The organism is Microcoleus sp. FACHB-831 (assembly GCF_014695585.1).
Taxonomy (GTDB): Bacteria; Cyanobacteriota; Cyanobacteriia; order Cyanobacteriales; family FACHB-T130; genus FACHB-831.
This window is the reverse complement of the sequence record NZ_JACJON010000037.1, coordinates 34,868-56,632: the sequence shown is the minus strand read 5'-3', so window position 1 is coordinate 56,632 and position 21,765 is coordinate 34,868. Positions and strand designations below refer to the sequence as shown.

The 21,765-nt window shown below is 44.6% G+C and carries 12 protein-coding genes; 7 read left to right on the top strand and 5 right to left on the bottom strand.

Translation table 11 applies throughout. The features are described from left to right. Window positions 1-49: 49 nt before the first annotated feature. Together H6F77_RS09245 and H6F77_RS09240 are read left to right on the top strand one after the other, a co-directional pair. A complete protein-coding gene (locus tag H6F77_RS09245; RefSeq protein WP_190487605.1) occupies window positions 50-655 on the top strand; it encodes a transglutaminase-like domain-containing protein in 606 nt (201 codons plus the stop codon). A 4-nt stretch (window positions 656-659) separates the two neighbouring features. Continuing rightward, window positions 660-1,553, top strand: a complete 894-nt coding sequence (locus H6F77_RS09240) for an alpha/beta fold hydrolase (protein ID WP_190487603.1) — start codon at window positions 660-662, stop codon at window positions 1,551-1,553. On the opposite strand, the gene H6F77_RS09235 is transcribed toward H6F77_RS09240, so the two are convergent. After that, a complete protein-coding gene (locus H6F77_RS09235; RefSeq protein ID WP_190487602.1) occupies window positions 1,550-2,131 on the bottom strand; it encodes a hypothetical protein in 582 nt (193 codons plus the stop codon). The two genes, H6F77_RS09240 and H6F77_RS09235, sit on opposite strands and share 4 nt — an antisense overlap. Window positions 2,132-2,230: 99 nt before the next feature. Between H6F77_RS09235 and H6F77_RS09230 the strand changes: the two genes are divergently transcribed. Then, window positions 2,231-3,316 carry a hypothetical protein gene (locus H6F77_RS09230; protein WP_242022017.1) on the top strand — a complete coding sequence of 362 codons (1,086 nt, stop codon included), beginning with the start codon at window positions 2,231-2,233 and terminating at the stop codon, window positions 3,314-3,316. Between the two features lie 33 nt (window positions 3,317-3,349). Continuing rightward, window positions 3,350-4,045: a DUF547 domain-containing protein gene (locus H6F77_RS09225; protein WP_190487600.1), complete on the top strand. Its 696-nt coding sequence runs from the start codon at window positions 3,350-3,352 to the stop codon at window positions 4,043-4,045. Between the two features lie 27 nt (window positions 4,046-4,072). Here the strand turns inward: H6F77_RS09225 and H6F77_RS09220 are convergent, their stop codons facing one another. Together H6F77_RS09220 and H6F77_RS09215 are read right to left on the bottom strand one after the other, a co-directional pair. After that, on the bottom strand, window positions 4,073-4,804 hold the full coding sequence (locus H6F77_RS09220; RefSeq protein ID WP_190487598.1) for a TIGR04283 family arsenosugar biosynthesis glycosyltransferase: 732 nt from the start codon (window positions 4,802-4,804) through the stop codon (window positions 4,073-4,075). Then, complete coding sequence (locus H6F77_RS09215) at window positions 4,804-5,121, bottom strand: carbon dioxide-concentrating mechanism protein CcmK (protein ID WP_190487596.1); 318 nt, start codon at window positions 5,119-5,121, stop codon at window positions 4,804-4,806. The genes H6F77_RS09220 and H6F77_RS09215 overlap by 1 nt, the downstream gene beginning before the upstream one ends. Before the next feature lie 131 nt (window positions 5,122-5,252). Here H6F77_RS09215 and H6F77_RS09210 point away from each other — a divergent pair, with 131 nt between their 5' ends. Beyond that, complete coding sequence (locus tag H6F77_RS09210; protein ID WP_190487594.1) at window positions 5,253-6,602, top strand: cytochrome P450; 1,350 nt, start codon at window positions 5,253-5,255, stop codon at window positions 6,600-6,602. A gap of 172 nt (window positions 6,603-6,774) precedes the next feature. Then, complete coding sequence (ubiG, locus tag H6F77_RS09205) at window positions 6,775-7,518, top strand: bifunctional 2-polyprenyl-6-hydroxyphenol methylase/3-demethylubiquinol 3-O-methyltransferase UbiG (RefSeq protein WP_190487590.1); 744 nt, start codon at window positions 6,775-6,777, stop codon at window positions 7,516-7,518. Between the two features lie 134 nt (window positions 7,519-7,652). Here the strand turns inward: ubiG and H6F77_RS09200 are convergent, their stop codons facing one another. Next, complete coding sequence (locus H6F77_RS09200; RefSeq protein ID WP_190487588.1) at window positions 7,653-9,044, bottom strand: carotenoid oxygenase family protein; 1,392 nt, start codon at window positions 9,042-9,044, stop codon at window positions 7,653-7,655. 132 nt (window positions 9,045-9,176) lie between these two features. Between H6F77_RS09200 and H6F77_RS09195 the strand changes: the two genes are divergently transcribed. After that, window positions 9,177-9,911 carry a Mut7-C RNAse domain-containing protein gene (locus tag H6F77_RS09195; RefSeq protein ID WP_190487586.1) on the top strand — a complete coding sequence of 245 codons (735 nt, stop codon included), beginning with the start codon at window positions 9,177-9,179 and terminating at the stop codon, window positions 9,909-9,911. Window positions 9,912-9,976: 65 nt separating this feature from the next. Here the strand turns inward: H6F77_RS09195 and H6F77_RS09190 are convergent, their stop codons facing one another. Further along, window positions 9,977-21,226 carry a CHAT domain-containing protein gene (locus tag H6F77_RS09190; RefSeq protein WP_190487583.1) on the bottom strand — a complete coding sequence of 3,750 codons (11,250 nt, stop codon included), beginning with the start codon at window positions 21,224-21,226 and terminating at the stop codon, window positions 9,977-9,979. Window positions 21,227-21,765 lie beyond the last annotated feature (539 nt).

Below are 21,765 nucleotides of genomic sequence, written 5' to 3'. Positions count from 1 at the left end.
CAGGTTCTGAGTTTCGTGGTGCGATCGCCTGTCCCAGAGTATAAGCAATATGCAATTAAAATTTGAAGTAGATAATCTCTCCCCCTATCTTGCCGCTGATGAAATTATCGATTATAACAGCGAGCATATTCAAAAACTGGCTTATAGCTTATCTGCCACGACTAACAACGATATTGCTCTAGCTAAAAAAGCTTATGAATATGTCAGAGATAATATACCGCATTCGTTTGATATAAATGGAGATATAATTACTTGCACTGCATCAGAGGTTTTGCAATATAACCAGGGTATTTGTTATGCTAAATCCCACCTTTTAGCTGCTATTTTACGATGTCTCGACATTCCCGCCGGATTTTGTTATCAAAAACTTGTTTTGGATGATGCGGATAAGTCTTTATTAACTTTACATGGACTGAATGCAATTTTTTTAAAGAGTATACATAAATGGATTAGAGTTGATGCGAGGGGTAATAAACCAGGTGTGAAGGCAGAATTTAATATAGAGAAAGAGATGCTAGCGTTTTCTGTTAAACCAGAATGGGGTGAGGTAGATTATCCGACTGTTTATGCACAACCTAATAAGAATGTTGTCCAGGCTTTAAAAAAATCTAATAATCGTCAGGATTTAGTTCGTAATTTGCCCTTCGAGTTATAAACGCATGGTTAATAGTTTTCTTCCTCCCGAAATCTCGCAACTGACAGAACCTACCTCGATTGCCCTTGCTCAAAGTATCGAACAAATGGCGATCGCTACTCCCCTCTCTCCACAACCAATTAACACTACCTACGTTCGTCAGGGTAGCGGAGAGACGCCAATCCTGTTACTTCACGGCTTTGATAGTTCTGTCTTTGAGTTTCGCCGCCTGTTGCCCCTTTTGGCACTACAAAATGAAACCTGGACGGTGGATTTGTTAGGATTTGGGTTTACAGACAGACTTGCGGGAATGGCATTTAGTCCAACTGCGATCGCTACCCATCTCTACTATTTTTGGAAAGCTTTAATTGCAAAGCCTGTAATTTTGGTGGGGGCGTCGATGGGTGGTGCTGCTGCTATTGACTTTACCCTAAATTATCCCGATGCTGTCAAAAAATTAGTTTTAATTGATAGTGCTGGATTCGCCAGCGGGCCAAATATGGGCAAGTTTATGGTTCCTCCCCTTGGCTCTATGGCTACTTCGTTTTTGAGCAACCTCAAAGTACGCGATCGCATCAGTCGTGCTGCTTACTATAACAAAACTCTTGCTTCCCTAGATGCCCAACTTTGCGCCGCTTTGCACCTAAAAATGCCGAATTGGAATCAAGCATTAATTGCATTTACTAAAAGTGGCGGCTACACTTCTTTTGGAAATAAACTATCGCAAATTGACAAAGACACGCTAATTTTGTGGGGTCAGTTTGACGGTATTTTAGGTGTTGCGGATGCAGATAAATTCAAGAGAGCGATCGCTAACAGCAAACTTATCTGGATTAAAGATTGCGGTCACGTCCCTCACCTTGAACAGCCGCAAATTACAGCACAGCATATTATAGAATTCCAACACTCACTTATTTAACCCGAAAAGCGATTTAATAGCATAAATTCCAAACGTTGTACGGAACCGATGGCTATCTGAACTAAAGGCCAGCCCACCAAACATATTAATGTAGAAGTGCGATTGCTGATATCTAACCCTTGGCGTACTGCCACAATAACAGCTAGCAAACTCCACACCGCTAAAGCCAATTGAATTGGTTCTCCTAGTAAAGGAATTACTGTTAAGAAGTTCAGCACTTGGGTAGCATAGGCAAAACCAATAGGACTAAGCAAATCTCCATATTTGGCGTGATTTGGTCTTAGCCACTGTCCTATCTTCCAGATGGTTAAAGTCCAAAAATAGTAGCCCAATACTACGCTCAAAACATCAATTACAACCGCTAAAACCAGTATAGGAAGAGGAGGAAACTTGGTCACGCTAATTAATAAGATGACACTGCTGCCCAACGCATGGGACACGGCTGCTAAAATTACAATTGTTAGGGCTAACCTATGTGTTTTAGAATTATTAGCAGCATTTTCGTAAAGATTTGCATCCAAAGCTAGTGCATTCCAAAGTGTCCTGCGTAAATTGTTTTTTGTATCTCCGCCGCTCACGTTGTTTACCTACTACTTGCGATTGATGACAATCTAGATTGACCTAGTGTTTCATAAAGTAAACTACACCAAAAAGGCCAACAATTTCGACGTAATTAAATGTTTGAGTTCCTTTTGCAACTAATTAGATGGCTTCGGGGTGGAACCTTGAGGCTATTAGTTCTAGCTCTTATCATACTCATGGTCTGGGGAATCACTTCACCTGTGGGGACTATGGTATGGTGGCTAAATCAAGGGGCTGAAGGTCTAGGTTTGAAGAAACACAGGCATTTAAGTTTGCCTGCTACCAATAACTCAACACTTGTTGGAAAATCTTCTAATATCAATTGTTACATTATCTATTTGCCAGGAGTGGGAGATTTTTCTGGCGATGAATTAACTGAAGGGGAAGCATACTTTCTCGATCGTTTAGTTCAGAGTCATCCCAACTGCGTAGCGGTAGGAGATGTTTTCCCTTATTCAGCCGCTAATAAAAGTTTAGGAGGGGAGCGATTATTCGCACCAGTATGGCGCTGGGGACGCGAGTCAAAAGGCTGGCAAACAGTAACAGATTTACTGCTCAAAATACGCAACTTGTGGCGATTTGCGATATCGGCAGACCCACGTTATGGAACTATTTATAATCAGGGGATTGCTAATGCTATCATCGACCGAATGAATGCCCAGCATCCAATACCACAATCTCCTGATAAACCTATTAAAATTATTCTAGCTGGTACTAGCGGTGGCATAGAAGTTGCTTTGGGTGCAGCTCCCTATCTTAAGGAGTTGGTAGATGCCAATATAATTATAGTTTCTGCTGGTGGCGTATTTAATGGCAGGAATGGCTTTAATAAACTTGATAGTTTCTATCACCTTCGAGGTCGTAGGGACTGGGTTGAGGATATAGGTGCTGTTGTGTTTCCAACGCGCTGGTTGGTGAATGTGGGTTCGGAATTTAATCAAGCGCGTCTGCAAGGTCGTTATACAGCACGCACTATCGGCCCGCAAACTCATGATGGCCCTCAAGGTTATTTTGGTCAAGATATTGATCGGGAGAAGGGCGTTAGTTATGTAGATTTAACTCTGCAAGATATTAACAAGTTGCCAATTTGGGAAGGAAAAGAGATACCCCACCGCAGGAGAAAACAGGGGGATATTGCCCCTACAAAAAAGGGCGCTGAAATACAGAAGTCTCTAAAGTAGTGCAAGAAGTTAATAAGTTGCGAATTTAGAAAAATGATTAATTTTACTCCTTGGGATAACCTGCTACGCCAGTATGTGAATACGCAGGGGCGTGTCAATTATCGGGCTTGGAAATCTGAACAACCGCAGGCGCTTTCACGGTGGTTGGAGGAGATTTCGCAACTGAATTTAGAAGCTTATACTAACGCGGATGAAAAATTGGCCTTGTGGATAAATTTGTATAATGCGATCGCTATCCAGCAAGTAATAGAAAACTACCCAATTACTTCCATAAGACCGAAAATTTTAGGTATCCCTAACTGGGTTGCCTTCTTGGGGTTTTTTATCAAACCTGTCTATAGTATTGCAGGTAAGCGCTACAGTTTAAATCAGATTGAACATGGCGTTCTTAGACAAGAATTTGATGAACCTAGAATTCACTTTGCACTTGTCTGCGTTTCATTAGGTTGCCCGTTGTTGCGTAATGGTGCTTATTGGCCAGAGAAAGTGCGATTGCAACTTGAAGATGATGCTATCCGGTTTATCAATAACACCGATAAAGTTCGCTACGATTCCGCAACAGGTACTCTCTACTGTAGCCCAATTTTTAAGTGGTACAAGGCGGATTTTCTTAAAGTCGCTTCTTCAGTTCCAGATTACATCAAATCCTACCTAAAAACAGATATACCGATAGGGTCGAATACGCCAATTAGCTATCTGTATTATGACTGGAACCTCAATCAGATATAAATCAGGCGGGCAGGTTCGGGCTACTTTTTAGCGAATATCGTCATAGAACTTTTTGAGGTAGGTTGCATTTACTCCAATACCCCAAAGAAAGCCAATATAAACGTAAATTGCCGTAGCTTTAAGACTACCCCAACGCGCCACGCGGCGATCGCTACTTTGGACGACGCGATTCACTTGGCGTATTCGTCCCCGTTGCACCAACTTAACGCACAAATCAGCTTCTTCCATAATCGGGAGGGCAGGGTCAAAACCCCCGCAATCCCAAAAATCGGCGCGGCGACAGAACATTACCTGATCGCCAAATAACAAGCGCAACCCCTTAAAAAATAGCCGGGGTCGGAAAAGCAGGGGCGCGTAGTAAGTTTTCAGGTAATTATGCAGCGAAACTCCCCAGCGCGTTGTCGATTCACCCGCCATCAGGGAAATAAATCCCCCGCAGGCAACGCTCTTATCTGATAAAGTCTTATCGATAATTGCAATAAGGTCATCTGGCACAGAAGTGTCGGCATGTAGAAAGCAGACAATTTCTCCTGTTGCTGCTTCTGCGCCTTGGTTCATTTGTAGCGATCGCCCCCGCCCATTCGAGTGGATGACACGCACCCCAGATGAGATAGCGATCGCAACCGTTTCGTCTTCACTCCCGCCATCCACTACTACCACTTCCCACGCGGGAGGATCTAAGAGACTAAGCTGACGCAGAGTACGCTGTAGACACTTCGCCTCATTCAAAGCGGGAATGACGATAGAGACGTTCTGCATCACCCCAGTCGGAACTGATCGGTCGATTCTGTGTAGTGGATTGGCAGAACGCACTCTATATTTTCATGGGGACTGGCAATGACGTGGGAGGATAAAAATAAATTTTCCTCGCTAGTGACTCGCTTTATCGCATCAAGCCCAGCGTCAACAGAGACTGTCACCTCCGACACGCTCCCCCGGACAATGACAGTGTAGCGGGCGCTGCTAACTTTTTCACAACCGACCAGCGTCACGCGGGCTGCTTTAACCATTGCGTCTGCTACTGCTAGCGCAGGAGGAAGACCTTTCACTTCAATCATACCGACCGCTGCTGGCATTGTTAATTTCCTAGCTCGTGATATCTAACAACCTAATTGTACGAAGGTTGGGGCTTCTTTTGATTATCTGCCTGTGATTTTTAGCTGCACGTCGCTATGCTAGAAACGAGTTGTGGGAGATGCACAAGAATATGGTTGTCCAAACTAAGGCGCAACTGAAATCCGCAGAAGAGATGCCTGGTAGCTATGGTTTGCCCTACCTTGGGGAGGCGCTGGAACTGTTCGGAGATTTAGAACTGTTTTACTGGCGGCGTTTCGGGCGCTATGGTTCGGTTTTTAAGACGCGAATTTTAGGGCGTAAAGGTGCTTATTTGATTGGCCCCGATGCGAATCGGGTGGTGCTGGTGGAACAAGCAGAGCATATGTCGTCAGAGCAGGGGTGGGCGTTTCTGAAACCACTGTTTGGCAAGAGCATTTTGTTGCAAGATGGCGAGGAACATCGAGCGACGAGGCGGTTGATGTATCCAGCGTTTCATGGCAAGGCGATCGCTACCTACTTTGACACGATCCAAGATGTCGTGCAAAACTTCCTCAAAGATTGGGGCGAGCGCGGTACTATTCCTCTAGATTCCGACTTCCGCAAGCTGACCCTGAGCGTTGCTACTCGCCTTTTTTTGGGAACCCAAACGCAGGGCGAAGTCGAACAGACGAGTAAGTGGTTTACGCAACTGATGGAAAGCAGACTAGCGCTGCTGAAGTGGGATGTCCCTTTTACGCTGTACGGTCGCGGTCAAGATGACCGTCGTAAATTAATAGCTTTTTTGCAAAAAATCATTGCAGAACGTCAGGCTGCGGGCAATTTGCAGGAATCAAAAGACGTTTTGGGGTTGCTGCTGGCGGCGGAAGATGAAGACGGCAACAAGTTAAGCGAAGCGCAGGTAATTAATGAGGCGTTGCTGCTGTTGTTTGCCGGACACGAGACTACAGCCACGTTGCTGAGTTGGGTATTGTTTGAGTTGGGAAATCATCCCCAGTGGCGCGATCGCTTGCGCTTAGAACAAGCTGAAGTTGTCGGTGACGCACCCCTTACCCTATCGCATCTCAAGCAACTTCCCCAACTTACTAACGTACTCAAAGAAGGAGAACGCCTTTATCCCCCAGTTTTTGGCTTTAGTCGCGGCGTTTTGAAAGATATTGAGTATGCTGGTTATCGCATCCCCGCTGGCTGGTTTGTGACTATCTCGCCAATGCTGACTCACCGCCTTCCAGAATTGTACGCCGAGCCGGATCGCTTTGACCCCGACCGATTTGCACCAGGTCGCGAAGAAGATAAAAAACATCCTTTGGCACTGGTGGGTTTTGGCAATGGCCCCCACAGTTGTTTGGGGTTTGAATTTGCTCAAATGGAGATGAAAATTGTCCTTTCTTATCTGCTGCGCCATTATGATTGGACGGTGACGCCAGAACGTTCTGAAATTGCTCCCGTTCGTCAGCCTGGTAAGGTTGAACATAGTCTAAGAGGGCATATTAAGCCTCTGTAATCTTATATTTTTAGGTACGGTAAAGATGCTTATCGGCACCCATCTCTCTTAGGGTATGGGTTGCTTTTAGGATATTTTTATTGCGGGCAATTCACCTGATTTGATATAAGAAATTATTTTTTTGCATAACAAACTTGTATACTATTAGTTTGGTTAAAAATATAACGCAATTATGAAAAAAAATGATTTAAAATTTTATGATTTGAGTGCAGATAGCTGGTGGGAAGAAGATGCTAAAATCTACGCTCTATATCATCTAAATCAACCGCGCTTCGAGTTTTGCGATCGCTTTGTTTCTAATTGGCAGGATTTGAAAGTATTAGATGTTGGCTGTGGTGGCGGTTTCACTTGCGAATTTATAGCAAAAAAAGGCGCTATTGTATCGGGTATAGACCAATCTGCAAAATGTATTAGACAAGCCGATATGCATGCAGTTAGCAGCGGTCTTGAGATTGATTATCAGCAAGGCTTTGCAGAAAGCCTGCCTTATCGCGATCGCGCCTTTGATGTTGTAATATGCGTTGATGTTTTAGAACATATCGCCGATTTGTCTAAAACAGTTAAAGAAATTCATAGAGTCCTCCAACCTAACGGATTATTCTTTTTCGACACAATTAATAGGAACTTAAAATCTAAACTGGTAATGATTTGGCTCCTAGAAAATATCTTGCAAGAAATTCCGCGCGGCGTTCACGATTGGGAAAAGTTTATTAAGCCAGAAGAATTAACCGATTTGCTGCATAAAACTGGATTCAATAGTATAGGCATTAAAGGATTCGACTTGTTTGGTGGGCGATTACACGAAAATATTCTTTCCTATATACGCTATAAAAAAAAGGGTAATTTTAAAGGGCAAATTAATAACAATACATCGTTAATGTATATCGGTAAAGCCGTTAAATCTGATAGCCAATAGTTTCAACTGGTAGCGGAGTCTCAATGCATAGGTTCCCAGTTCGCACGGGGAAGCAGAAAAAGGGGGAACATAGCCCCCCTTTTTACGGGGTGTTGGGCGGATCGAGTCTTATCTAAAAATTATTGGATTTGATATTACCCAGCAATCTGGGAATCGGCAACCCAAGTGCCATGAAAACCATAAGGAACGCGCTGAGGAATGATAACGCGGGCGACAGGTTCCGCAGTCATATCTTTAGCGCTTACTACCACTAATTCAGAGGTTTCTTCTATGGTGTCGCGGACGAAAGTGAGCAGCCAACCATCATCTTCAGTTGTAGCATTAGGACGAGGGACAAAAACGCCTTCACCGCCATAGCGATCGCGTCCGAATTTGTGAGTTTGAGAGGAACCATTTAATAAGTCATACTTGATCAACCCATCAAAGAGGGGCATACTGGTAGGAGCGCTGCGCGAAGTGTAGCCGTATCTAGAATTTCTACCTAAAAGTTGCTCGTTTATACGAGGAAATTCTGAGGCGACATCATCAAGATACTCTTCTTTAATAGCACCAGTCTTCAGATTAAACCGCCAACGATGCAGCAGGGGAATATCGCTCTTACCATCATGGTTATTATTTGACGCTCCAAGTACGGTTGTCCCATTCATACGGCTGGCAATTAAGACAATTTCATCGCCATCTTCATAAGCATTCAGCGTATGGAAGACGTAGCAAGCAGCAGTCTCAAACCAGCCGATATTACTGTTATCTCCGTGTCGAGGAACGATGCCAAAACGACTCGCACGGTTGGATTCAAACATTAAGAGTGGTTCGCCCCGCTGTGCCCTTTGCATGCTAAAAGTTAGGGGCAAATCCATGAAGATGCTGTAATTTTGGGTGATGGCAAAGTCGTGCATCATCACTCCCATTGGCAACTCAATCGGAACCGTCCGCAACAGTTCCCCCTCTGCGGAGACAACGCCATAGTGCAAGTACGGCGGCGCTACTGGGGAGTAGCCAAAGAACATCATTTCGCCAGTTATGGGATCGACTTTGGGATGCGCGGTGAAAGATGATGCCAGCTTGCCACCATAATTGTATGAGCCAACTGTGTCTAAGCTGGGAAGTTCGATAGCGTGTGGTTCTCCGCCTTCCCACAAAGCTAGCAAGCGTCCGGCGTGGTAAACAAAAGCGGTATTCGCTGTATTTCCAGAAACGCGGGGACGGTCTTTAGGGGAACTTCCAAACAATCCCCCCAACATAGCGCGATTAGCATCCCGTTCGCTTTTATATTTCTGTGTCTGCACGTAGCGGTTGCGATAGCTAGCTTTGCCATTGCCAAGATGCACGCCATGCAGCATTCCATCCCCCTCAAACCAGTGGTAGCGATCGCTTGGGGGAAATTGAGGATTGGGGCCATTGCGGACGAACATCCCCGATAAGTCGGCGGGTAGTTCCCCCAGCACCACGAGGTCATCGGCGGTAGTTTCCTCTGATACTGGGGCGAAGTTGTTATCTAGATAGGGATTAACTGCTGTTACTGTCACGATTAGGTTTTGTTAAGGAAGTACATTTAGGCCACTCTTTTACTTTAAGCAACCAGCTAGTTAAGGTGGGCAGTGTTTACCGTACCTGCTAGACTGGCGGCACGAGGTAGCCGTCAGGTGTCGGTAGTCTAGATGAATCAAGCTGATTTTCGCTTCCACCCAACGTTCAATCATTTTCTACCCCCTAGTAGAAGAGAGATTGCTTTTACTCATTTCTTTGATGGTCGAGTTTCCATCAAAGACACGATCGAATCTTTGGGAGTGCCGCATACAGAAGTTGACTTAATTGTGGTTAACGATGCGTCTGTAGACTTTTCTTATATATTGCAAGATGGAGACAAAATTAGCGTTTATCCCGTTTTTGCGGCAGTTGATATCGAGCCTAAAGTACATCTGCGATCGCAACCGCCGACACGGTTTGTGTTGGATATTCACTTGGGCAAGCTAGCAAATTCGCTGCGGTTGTTGGGTTTTGATACGTTGTATCGCAATGATTATGAGGATGAGCAATTAGCTAAGATATCGAGCAGTGAAGGGAGGATATTGCTAACGCGCGATCGCGGCTTGCTCAAGCGCAGTCTCGTCACGCACGGCTACTCAGTCCGCGAAACTAATCCCCAACTCCAAATAGTTGAAGTTTTGCGACGCTTTAATTTATTCGGAGCGATTTCCCCATTTCGACGCTGCATTCGCTGCAACGGTACTTTAGAATCAGTTTCTAAAGAAGCCATTATCGACCAACTGCCACCCCAGACTCGGCAAAATTATGATGAATTTAGCCGCTGTCAATCGTGCAATCAAATATTTTGGAAAGGTACACACTATCAGCAGATGTTGCAATTCATTGAAAGCGTAAAGCAAGGATGATATCACCTCGGTTTAAATACGCTATTCTCCCCCTTTTACCATTACCTATTACCAGCCTTTTTACTTTACCAAGGGCTGCCAATCATCGTAAAACCTGCCCAGAAGTAGGGATGGGAAAGGTCTTTTGTTTCCAGCTTCGCCACTTCCGAAGACAGCGCTATATCGCCAGCAGCAGTATGCAATTTACCCCCCTCTAGGCGCACGTTTCCTTTCAACATTGCTAGCTGTGCCTGTCGCAAAGCCTCCGCCTTAACCGGGGCTTGTTTTAAGTGTTGGTAGAAATCGGTCATAAGTCCCAACGTGCCCGCATCGCTGACGTACCAAAGGCTTGCAACCGCAGATTTTACTCCAGCTTGCACGGCTAACCCAGCAAACCCTAACTCAGCCTTGTTGTCATCTCCCACAGCTGTACGACAGGCACTTAAAACAAGCATTTCCACTGCTGGATTTTTCAATTCTAATTCTCGCAATTGATCTAAACCCAGCTTTTTGTCATAAAACTGAATGTAAGAGTCGCTAAGTTTTCCGGCTTTAAATTCGCCATGAGTAGCTAGGTGGATGATTTGGAAGGGATGCAGGCGGCGTTGAGCCTTGAGATTTTCTAAAGTGAAGTCTTTGTTGAGGAAAAACTTATTGTTAGATTTGACTTTTTGCGCGATCGCTTCCAACTCTAACGGTACAGCTGGTAAAGGATTTTGGTCGGCAAATTCTGATGCACCCATTGCTAAGATGTTGGCGTTCTTGATGTCCACGTAGCGGGTGTCAGTTAAGCTGAAACTCGGCATCAATCCAACGCTGTACTTTTCTACTATGAATTTTTCTCCATCATGGAGAACTGCGACTGGCATACTCCGCAATCCACTATCCATAATGAATGCCATATTTTGGATGGCTTGTTTTTCCAACTCTGGCTCTATGGGTGCAATCAACCACTTATAAAGTTGTTGGGCATAGGGCAAATAACTTTTGCTACCGTTTTCCGCTTTATCTTTAGTGGTAATTTCGCTACGCACTTTTTTAACTGTTTCTAAAACCTTGGCTCGTGTGGCTTCAGAAACCCGCGTCACCTTCGCGCCATTTGCTGTCACTACTACCAATTCCAGTTGGTCGTCTGCACGCTGCGTAGCTCCGGGAATGTCAGACACTCTGGCTGGCACAAAGGTTGCATAAATGAAGCCAGATTTGATGTTAATTTGGGTTTCAATTCTACGCAGTGTCTCGCGGTCATCACCTGGCGTTCTGATGGCAGTCTTCCCTGTTTGACCGAAATAGTTATCAAATTCCGAAGTTATTTTGCTTTCAATCGTACCAACTTCTTTGTCAAGGTCAACTTTAGCAGATGTCGTGGCAGTTATTGGTAGTAAATTTAGCCCGGATGCTGGTAGCAAATTCTCTGCTTCTCGGCGGGGAATTAGTTGAATGTTGCCGACAATATGGCGACCAACTAATGTTTGGGATGGCAAAAGCGTACCGTACAAAGGCGAGCCTGTTGTTATAGCTCCAGCAGTACCGTTCTTTCTGGCATCTCCGATTATAAATGGATTTATAACTGAGCCTCCGCCATGCCGAATGGTAATAAATCCATCTCCTAAACCACCACCAGTAGAAATGCTGGCTAATGTGCCTTGTTTGTCTGTGAATGTGCCGATAGCTTTAAAAAATCCATCGGTTGTGATGTCAACAGTTCCGCCAATTGCTGCTATTCCGCTTTGAGCATTTATGGAAAAAACTTGAATGTGGTTTTGAGGCGCAATGCTGAAATTATTATCAGGATTAGCGAGAGTAACATCGCCAGCTTTGCCGATGGTGGCGCTAGAGTCTATTACACCAGTTGTAATGCGATCGCGTGCTTCAACGGTAATTGCTCCGCCACCAGTTGTGCCTTTTGATATTACATCGGCACTTTGTACTCCTGCACCACTCTTGATGGCGATCGCGCCTCCAGCATCTTTAGAACTTGAGTCTATCGTCCCACTCTTAGTATTAATATCTCCCTTCTCGCTACTAATACTAATTTCTCCACCATCCGATTTAATATTGGCCGTCGCAATACCCTGATATCCTGTTAAATTAACCTTTCCTCCATCAGAATTTATTGTGCCTGGAGTGGTATTAATTACTCCGGCATCACTCTTTATACTAACGTCGCCCTTTTTCGAGTTAATATTGCCAGTCGCCACATCCCTTTGAGCAGTTAAAGTCACCTTACCGCCGTCAGAATCTATAGCGCCACCAGTTGTATTTATTGTCCCTGCATCAATACTAATATCGCCCTTTTTCGAGTTAATATTGCCAGTCGCCACATCCCTTTGAGCAGTTAAAGTCACCTTACCGCCATCAGAATTTATAGCGCCGCCAGCGGTATTTATTGTTCCCGCATCAATATTAATATCGCCTTTTTTCGAGTTAATATTGCCAGTCGCGATATCCCGTTGAGCAGTTAAATTAACCTTCCCGCCGTCAGAATCTATTATGCCCTTAGCGGTATTAATTCCTCCCTTATTGCTAGTGAGGCTAATATCCCCATTCTTCGAGGTAATATCGCTAGACACAATATCACCATTCGCGGTTAAATTTACCTTACCACCACCAGAATTTAACTCACCGCTACTGGTATTAATTGTTGCTCCCTGACTGTTGAGGTTAATTTCGCCATTTTTCGAGGTAATGTTGCCAGTCGCGATATCCCCAGCAGCAGTTAAATTCACATTGCCAGCACCAGATTCCAATGTGCCTTTAGTGGTAGCAATTCCTCCCTTATTGCTAGTGAGGTTAATTTCTCCATTTTTCGAGCTAATGTTGCCAGTCGCGATATTTCCAGCAGCAGTTAAATTCACTTTCCCGCCGTCAGAGTCTAACGTGCGGCTAGTGGTATCAATTCCTCCCTTAGCGTTATTGACGTTAATTGCCCCACCCTGCGAAGTCACATTGCCAGCGTTCAATTGGGAATTAACGGCCAAATTCACATCGCCACCACCAGACTTTAACTCGCCTGCATTAACAACTTCGCCCTTCAAATTAATTCCACCGCTCGAAGACGAGACATCGCCAGTTTTTACATCGATGTTTCCCGTTAAATTTACCGCTGCACCGCTGTTGATGCTGCCACCAACCTGAATATTATTCGCATTTAAATCAATACCCGACTTAGTATTAATATCTTGCAGAGAAGTCGTACCACCAGCTAACTGCGTCAAACTGCCAGCTTCTATGCTTGATTTTGCAGTTACATTTTGGGCCTTTTCGATTAATATGGCACCCAATTCTTTGCCTGTTCCAGCACCTACAGGTTTGGCAAAATAAATGTTACCCGTGCCTGCAATCATTCTGAGTGGATTATACTCGTTTTCCTCGCTATCAAGGGTGCCATTAAAAGTGATATTACCTCCACCCGTTGCGCCAGTGTCGAGCAATGTAGGATCGGTGAGAGTGACATCGCCATTAAAAGTAATATCGCCGTCTAAGGTTTTAATTGTGCCTGATAATAGGGTACGCAGGGCGTTGACCGTGACTTGCCTATAAACTTCGGCGCTGCTGCCTTTTAAAGTGGCATTTTCACCACCGATAATTACAATGCCCGAACCATCACCTACGTCAAAACTTTTCAGACGATAAGGCTTTCCGACATCACCTTTAAAGATAGCTTGACCTTTACCAGGAGCGAGGATAAGTGCCTGAGCATTATCAGCTATACCGCTAACATTTCCTGTAAAGATGATGTCAGCGCCTGGAGTGTTTGATGTGTTAGTTATAAGCGAAACATCCGTATGAAGCCAGACAGTTTTACCGATGGTAATGGGTTGCCCTTGTGTGGTGATGTTTGCAAACAGCTTTGTTTCCGCGCCGTCTATAGTAATTGAAGCATTACCTAACCCCGCGATCGCTCCTTTTACATCTATTGTGCCGCTCTGAGTTTGTATTTTCAGCGGATCGCTTGCTTCAATGCGATTAAGTATAGCGATCGCTCCTGTCCCTTCAATATTGATAGCCTTAAATCCATCTTTCAATGCAGCAATATCCTGGGTTGTTATATCTATCGCAGTTGTACCTTCAGCCCCGGCGATCGCTATATCTAATCCAGTCGTTTTGGGTTGCAGTAGAACATCGCCGCTACTGCTTATCGAATTATTTCCCCCTTTAAAATCAATTTCATCAGCACTCAAACTAATATTGCCCGTCACTACCGCAGTGCTGTTAAAAGTGACATCTTTCGCATTAACAGTAACGCCGCCATTAACAGTAGTGACAGCACCGTTGAATTTAATGCTATTGCTACTTAAATTAATTCCCTCTGCACTGTTAGTATTCAGCAAGCCAAAACTATTCGTGCCTGTACCTGCGTTTTGACTGATACTACCAGCAGAAATTGCACCCGTTGTCACGTCTTTGGCATTGTTAATAACTAACTGACGCAGTGGGGTAATACTGCCAACAGCACCCTTTACGCTAATATCTCCGCTTCCTGCTGCTAGGGTTAAAGCTTGTTGGTAGGGCGTTGTTCCATCAATAGTGCTGGTGAAAGCGATCGCGCCATTTTTACCACTTGTATTTAGACCAATATCGCCAGTTAAAACAACAGCACTGTTAAATTGAATGCCGCTGCTGGTAATGTCTCCTGCTGTATAAACATTACCAGTGCCAATTTGTTGAAATGCTCCCGCCGCAATCGTATCTGCTGCGGCGGCAATCGTTAAGTTACCGCTATTATTTATAGTGAAACCGCCAGTTGTGCTGTTAATACTGTTGGTGAAATTAAAGTTATTGCCACTTAGGTTAATGTTGCCTGTTGTCTTCAGCGTGCCCTTAAAAATTGTGGTGCCACCTCCTGCAACTTGCGTAATGTTATTTGCTGAGATCGCGCCCGTTGTCACATTGTTCGCAGCGTTGATAATTAGATCATTTGTGGCGGTTTCCCCGTTGAGGTTAAAGTTATTACCAGCTAGGTTAATATTACCTGTTGCGTCCAGTTTGCCGTTAAAAGTTGTCGTGCCTCCCCCTGCAACTTGCGTGATACTAGCAGCTGTAATTGAGGCAGCTAATACATCGTTAGCACTATTTATAGTCAAATCACCTAATCTTACATTGCCTACAACGCCATTGAAGGCAATGTTACCTGTGCCAGCATCTAAAGCCAGATTTTTGCTACCGTCAACTGTGCCATTGATGGTGATGTCAGCACCACTGGTAGCGCGTGTTTTGAGTTCAACGTTGTTACCGAGTAAGACATTGCCATTAATAGTAATATTTTGGTTTTCTGTGCTAATTCCTGAATTTAGGGTTGTCGCACCGTTGAGAGTAATAGAGGCGTTGCCTTTTCCGATAATTCCTGTTGTACCTTGAACTGCGATCGCGCTTGTGCCAGAGATTAAAGTTACTGGATCTTTAAAGTTTGCCGAGTCTACAACAATTGAGTGGTTTTCGCCCGACTTACCAATCGTGATGCTGCTAAATTTATCTGCTAATGCTCTAAGATCTGTGTCGGTAAGACTTAGAATCCCACTTACATTTGAGTCGAAACCAATATTAATTGGTACGTTGTCTGCATTTGGTTTTATTACTAACGTTCCCCCATCCTTGCTGCTGACAGAATTATCCCCGCCATTGAAGTCAATTTCATTCCCAATTAAGGTGCGGTTTCCTGTTAGAATCACGCTGTCACCATAAATCTGGCTCATTGTTGTGGTGACATCGCCGTTGAGCTTTGTTGTCCCTTCCTTATTTGTTGTCAAGTTGGCGGCGTTTACTGTGCTGTTGAACTGAGTTGTTCCGCTACTATTTGCTATCAAATCTCCCAGCGCTGTAGTACTGCCGACTGCGCTGCTGAAGGTGATGTCGCCCCCTCCTGAACTCGCGGTTAAGTTCTTGCTGCCATCAACTGTACTGTTGAAAGCGATCGCTCCTCCACTTTTAATGGTGTCAAAAGACACATCTCCAATTAGAGTGACAGAACTGGAAAATTGAATCGATGCAGCGCTGATATCCCCACCTGTGGAAACGTTACCCGTGCCGTTTTGCAAGAATGCTCCTGCTAGCTTCATATCTGCCGCAGAATCCAACGCCAGCATTCCGCTGTTGGCGATCGCTACTCCACCAGCAGTACTATTGACAGCGCCATTCAAGTTAAAATTATTACCAGTAAGTTGAATATCGTCCGTTGTCTTCAGTGTGCCTAGTGTAGTAGTACCTGTTCCTGCCATCTGCGTGATGGTTGTGGCAGCGATCTCTTTTGTGTCTACGTTGTTGGCACTGATGATAGTGAAATTGCCTAATTCGGCTGAACCATAGAGCTTAATATTGCCGCTTCCTGCTGTTAGGGTAAGGTTTTGGTTGCCAGCGATCTTACCATTGATAATGATATTGCCGTCGTTAGTATTGTTATCGGTATCAAGGGTAATTCCTGTCGCTAAAGTGACACCGCCTGTTAGAGTAACGTTGTTGTTAGCTGCATCAGAAGTAATAATATTGCCGTTGAGAATAATGCCGCTACCACTAATATCTACAGTTTTAATTTCATTTGCATTACCAATAGCGCCTACACTAACAGTGCCCGTGCCTGCCTTGAGAGTCAAGCTTTCATCGCTGTGTCCGCGTACCGTTCCCAGAGAAATATCGCCACCATTACTATTAACAGTTAAATCAGAATTATCGGCGAGTTGGATTGGTGCAGAATTGAAAGCGATCGCATCATTGCTGGAGGTAAAGGTAGTAGCGCCACCCTTGTTAATATTGAATGCTGCCGCTGCGGTGTAAGCCTGAGCGTTGGCGTTGTAGGTATCGCCAGTAAAATTGATGCCTCCTGTTGCATTCAAAGTCACGCCGCCGCTAATACCCGCTGCACCAGCACCAATATTGCCGATAGAAATGTTAGCACCGCTAATATTTAAGCTGCTTAAAGCGGTATTGCCGCCAATAGTGTCGCTGACAGTTATATACCCAGTTCCTGCTATCAAACTCAGGGCTTTTGCCCCATCAATTGTGCCCTTGATGTCGATTTTACCCGCACCACCAATACTTGTGTCGAGCGTTACATCGCTATTAGCAAGTAATACATTCCCCTTCAGAGTAAGTGACGCATTATCCAAAGCTAAAATCGACGCATTCAATGCAATGTTGCCTGTCGCTGTTCCCCGCTGGATAACCGCTGAGTCCTGGAATAATACGTCTTTTGCTATTGTAATACTTCCCGTACCGTCATTACGTCCAATGATGATAGAGTCGAAACCATTGATGATGCCCAATGTTGTTGCATTCAAATATAAGGTATCAGCTATTGCCGAGTCGGAAATGGTGATATTTTTACTTGTTGTCTTGGTTTGAAGCTGAAGCTTGCTGCCAGTTGATCCTATTACCGTAGCTGCGAATTCAATTGATTTGTCTGAAGTCAGGGTGAGGGTGTTGTTACCAGGTTTCAAGGTGGAATTAAACTTGATTTCCCCATCTCCTGCATCAAGCTCTACAGCTCCGTTTAGGGTGACATCATCACCATAAATTTGGCCAATTGTTCCTGTTGTCGTTACTTTGCCCTTAAGAGTTGTACTTCCTAAAGGATCTGTAGTTAAATTTCTGGCTTTTATCTCCCCATTAAACTGAGTTTCGCCCCTGCTAGAAGCTACCAAATCTCTCAGCGTTGTGGTATTTCCTATTGCACCGCTAAAGATGATATTGCCGCTACCTGCTGTCAAGAGCAGGTTTTGATCGCCAGCGTTAGTACCGTCAATATTTCCAGTGATGCTGATGTTGCCGACGCCCACAACACCCGTGCTAAGTGTAACTGTGTTAGCAGCGAGTGACACGTTGCCTTTGAGGTCGATATTTTGGCTTGCTGTAGTGATACCTGCGTTCAGGTTTATTACTGCACCTTGGAGAGTAATAGATGCGTTGTCGGTTCCGTTAATTCCTGTTGTACCCTGAACTGCGATCGCGCCGCCGCCAGCCTGAATTGTAACTGGATCTTGGAAAGTAGTTGAATCAACAACAATTTTGTGGTTTCCACTCAGCTTACCGATAGTAATGCTGCCAAAACCATCAGCTAAAGCTGCAATATCCACAGTGCTAATGTGCAGAAAATCGTCACTGTTGGTTAACTCGGAACCACCAATGTTAATAGGTGCATTGTCTGCAAGTGGCTGTAATACCAGCGTTTTACCCTTGGCGGTGCTGACCGAATTAAGGCCGCCATTGAAGTTAATTTCTTTCCCAGTCAAGGTGATGTTTCCTGTTACTACCACCTTGCCACCATAGCCGTGACTTCCCTCTGTTGTAGTGACATCGCCATTGAGTTTGGTTGTCCCACCTGCATCTGTTCTCACTCTGGCGGCTTTGACTGTACTGTTGAACTGAGTCGTACCGCTAGTGGTTGCTGTCAAATCTCCCAAACCTCTTTCATTTCCGATTGCGCGGCTAATAGTTATATTGCCAGTGCCTGCTGTCAAAATCAGATTTTTTGCACCATCAATTGTGCCGTCGATTTTGATGTCACCTTTGATGTCACCGCCTGTGCCTGTGTTGAGCGTGACATCTTTATTGAGAAAGACGTTGCCATTGATAGTAATATTTTGCTTGGCCGTAGTAATGTTTGCATTTAGACCTGTCCCCCCAGCGAGGGTAATTGAGGCGTTATCTGTTCCTGTAATTTGTCCATTTACCGCGATCGCTCCCCCATTTTGAATCGTCACCGGATCTGTGAAAGTGACACCAGCAGCATCAATGGCGATCGCTCCACTTCCATCAATTCGTCCTATCTTGATAGAACTAAAGCCATTTTTCAAAGCATCAATATCTGTTTTGGTCAGCTCTAATGTATCTGCGGCGGTATTATCGGCACCACCAATAGAGATATTTTTAGTATTTGTATATGGTTGGAGGGCGATATCGCCCTTGCCAATTATCGAATCCTTTCCCCCCGTTAAGTTAATTTCGTCCCCAGTTAGGCTGATATTTTCTGTCACAGTAGCATTGCTGAGGGTAATGCCGCCACCACCAATAATTTCTAAGTTTTTAATTTCGCTACCGTTGCCAATCGCACCCGTGCTGACAGCTCCCGCGCCTGCGTTTATCGTTAGCTCTCTGCCATTGGTGCCACCTTTAATCGTGCCCGTATTGAAAGCGATCGCACCACCGTTAGAACTAAAGGTGGTAGCGCCACCGTTGATGTTAAAGTTTGTCCCAGCTGTGTAGGTTTGAGCGTTGGCGTTGTAATTGTTTCCAGTAAAGTTAATGTTGCCTGTTGCATTCAAAGTGGTATTGCCGTCAACACCTGCGATCGCAGCGCTACCAATATTAGCAACCGTTATATCATTGCCGCTGATATCCAGACTGCTTAACGTATTAGTGTCGCCAATTGTGCCACTAATACTAATGTTGCCAGTTCCACCATTAATACTTAAGGCTTGCGTACCATTTATTTTTCCCGTATTAAAGTTAATATCATCGTTGCTCGAAGTAAAATTGGTCAGCCCTGCACCATTTATATTGAAGTTTGTCCCAGCTGTGTAGGTTTGAGCGTTGGCGTTGTAAATGTTTCCAGTAAAGTTAATGTTGCCTGTTGAATTCAAAGTGGTATTGCCGCCAACACCTGCTCCACTAGCACCAATATTGCCGACAGAAATATTATTGCCGCTGATATCCAGACTGCTCAGGGGGTTAGTTCCGCCCACCACACCGCCGATATTGATGTTGCCAGTTCCAGAGATGAGAGCCAGATTTTTGCTCCCATCAATCGCGCCATTAATACTTATATTTCCATTGCCAAAACTGGTGTTTAAGGAGACATCATTTCCCATTATTGCGGCGTTGGTAATACTCAGGTCGCCCTTTAACTTAATTGAGGCATTTAAGTTGACGAGTGGAGCGGCAAAAGTAAGATTGCCTTTATTGGCATTAGCACTCGCATCGATATCATTACTAACAGTTAGCGAAGTCGTAGCATTGTATGTGACATTAGCTCCGTTAAGTGCCGCTACCACCGCTGCGGGAGTAATATCTCCACCCACATTCGCAACAACAAATGTCGCTGGATCTAACAGCAATTCACCAGTCACCCCATTAGGCGCAAGCAAATTTACAAACCCATCAAATTTTAGTGTTTGCTTGCCCGATACTTCCGCAAATCCACCGTTACCCGCCTCAGTTCCGCCTCTGGCTGTAATATTGCCGTAGAAGCGATTTGCATCATCTGCCCAAACAATTACTTTACCGCCATCGCCGTTAATGCGGGCATCTGCGGAGATGTAAGAATCGCTGCTAACGTAAGTATTTAATGCTGTAGGTACTGTGCCCTTACCTTGATAATCGCCGCCAATTAGTACCGTCCCGCCGCCATTATTCCCATTAGCATTAATATTTGCAGCAAATAAACCGACTTTTTCACCTAAAATTTGTACTGTTCCGCCATGCGTACCTGATACGTCCAAAGTGCCGGACACAATAGCACTACCTGCGTCTCCTGGTATCCCGGTTGCAGAACCCGTTAATACTACTTCGCCTTTGCTATTGACGCTGACATTGGTTGCATGATTTGCACCCCCGCCAGTCAACAAAGTTGCTATAGAATTAACTGGAGATGTCCAATTCTCTGGTTGAGTGCCACTTGCTGTTAGCGGTTGAATCTCCAAACTCAGCAGATGCCCCGCTTGAGTGATCCGCACGATATTTTCACCAGGAACGGCAGCTAGAGCAATATTTCCTCCTGGTGCTGTCAACTGCCCCGTATTTACAACGGTTCCGCCCAATAATGTTAAATTTTTTCCCAGTTCTAGGGTTAAGTTACCAGCATTAATAATGCTTCCTGGCTGACTCATCGTGAAAGCAAAATTACTGGGGGTATTTACCAGTTCGGCGTAGTTATTAGTACCGATGGCACTGAACCAATTACTACCAAAACCAATACCGTTGGCAGTCGTAGCCGTGAAGTCTCCATGCACGTTAAGTCTGGCGTTAGTGCCAAACACAATTCCTGCCGGATTCATTAAAAATAAGTTCGAGTTCCCACCCGTAACCTGAATCAGACCGTTAATAATTGAGGCTTCGCCGCCATTAACGCGCCCCAAAATATTTTTAATTTGTGGGTTAGAAAGAAAGTTGGCAATCTGATCCGAAGTCAGGCCAAATTTGGTGAAGCTGTGGAAGAGATTGCCGCCATCTTTAGATAACTGTCCGCCGCTAATATCGATGCGGTTTCCATCAGGAGTAACGACTGTAGCAGTGCCATCAGCCGCTGGGGTAATCGATTGCGCTTTCACCCAACCGCCGCCTGTTGTTGTGGCAACTAACAGTATTGCTAAAAATTCACTAATTTTTATAATTATTGATTTCACAGGGCTTCTCCTGAATAAGATTTGATGCCGCTTAAGACCTCTTTAGCAGCAGCCTAGAACGGCTGTAATGTTCGCTATGCCTGATAATTCGAGTAATGGTGGCCGAGCCGTAATTGCTACTGCTGCCTCCCTGACAAGCCTAGAGATGATGCGCTTGTTCGCACCACAATAAGCTGCTTTATGCCGAGTATGTCACAATTATCTGACATACGTCAGTAGTTTTGCGTAATGTTTACTAAATCTATATATCTACAGATAGATGATTTTTTCTTGCTAGTAAACATAAGCGCTAAAAGGATTTCCGCGAACCATGCACGAATAGGTAATTATTTTGTGAAGTTTTAATAAAAACTCCTCCGTAGTGTCCCTTATACCTTAAAATTATCTTTTTTTTAGGTTAAATGCTTAATTAAGTAGGTCGCTCAAAATAAACTTAAGCTCCCATTATCATCGGAGCGATCGCTCTGTAAAAAATATCGAATATCCTTGGTCACAAAACGCATTACTTTGCATAAAAAGCAAGCGTTGCGTAAGTCTTA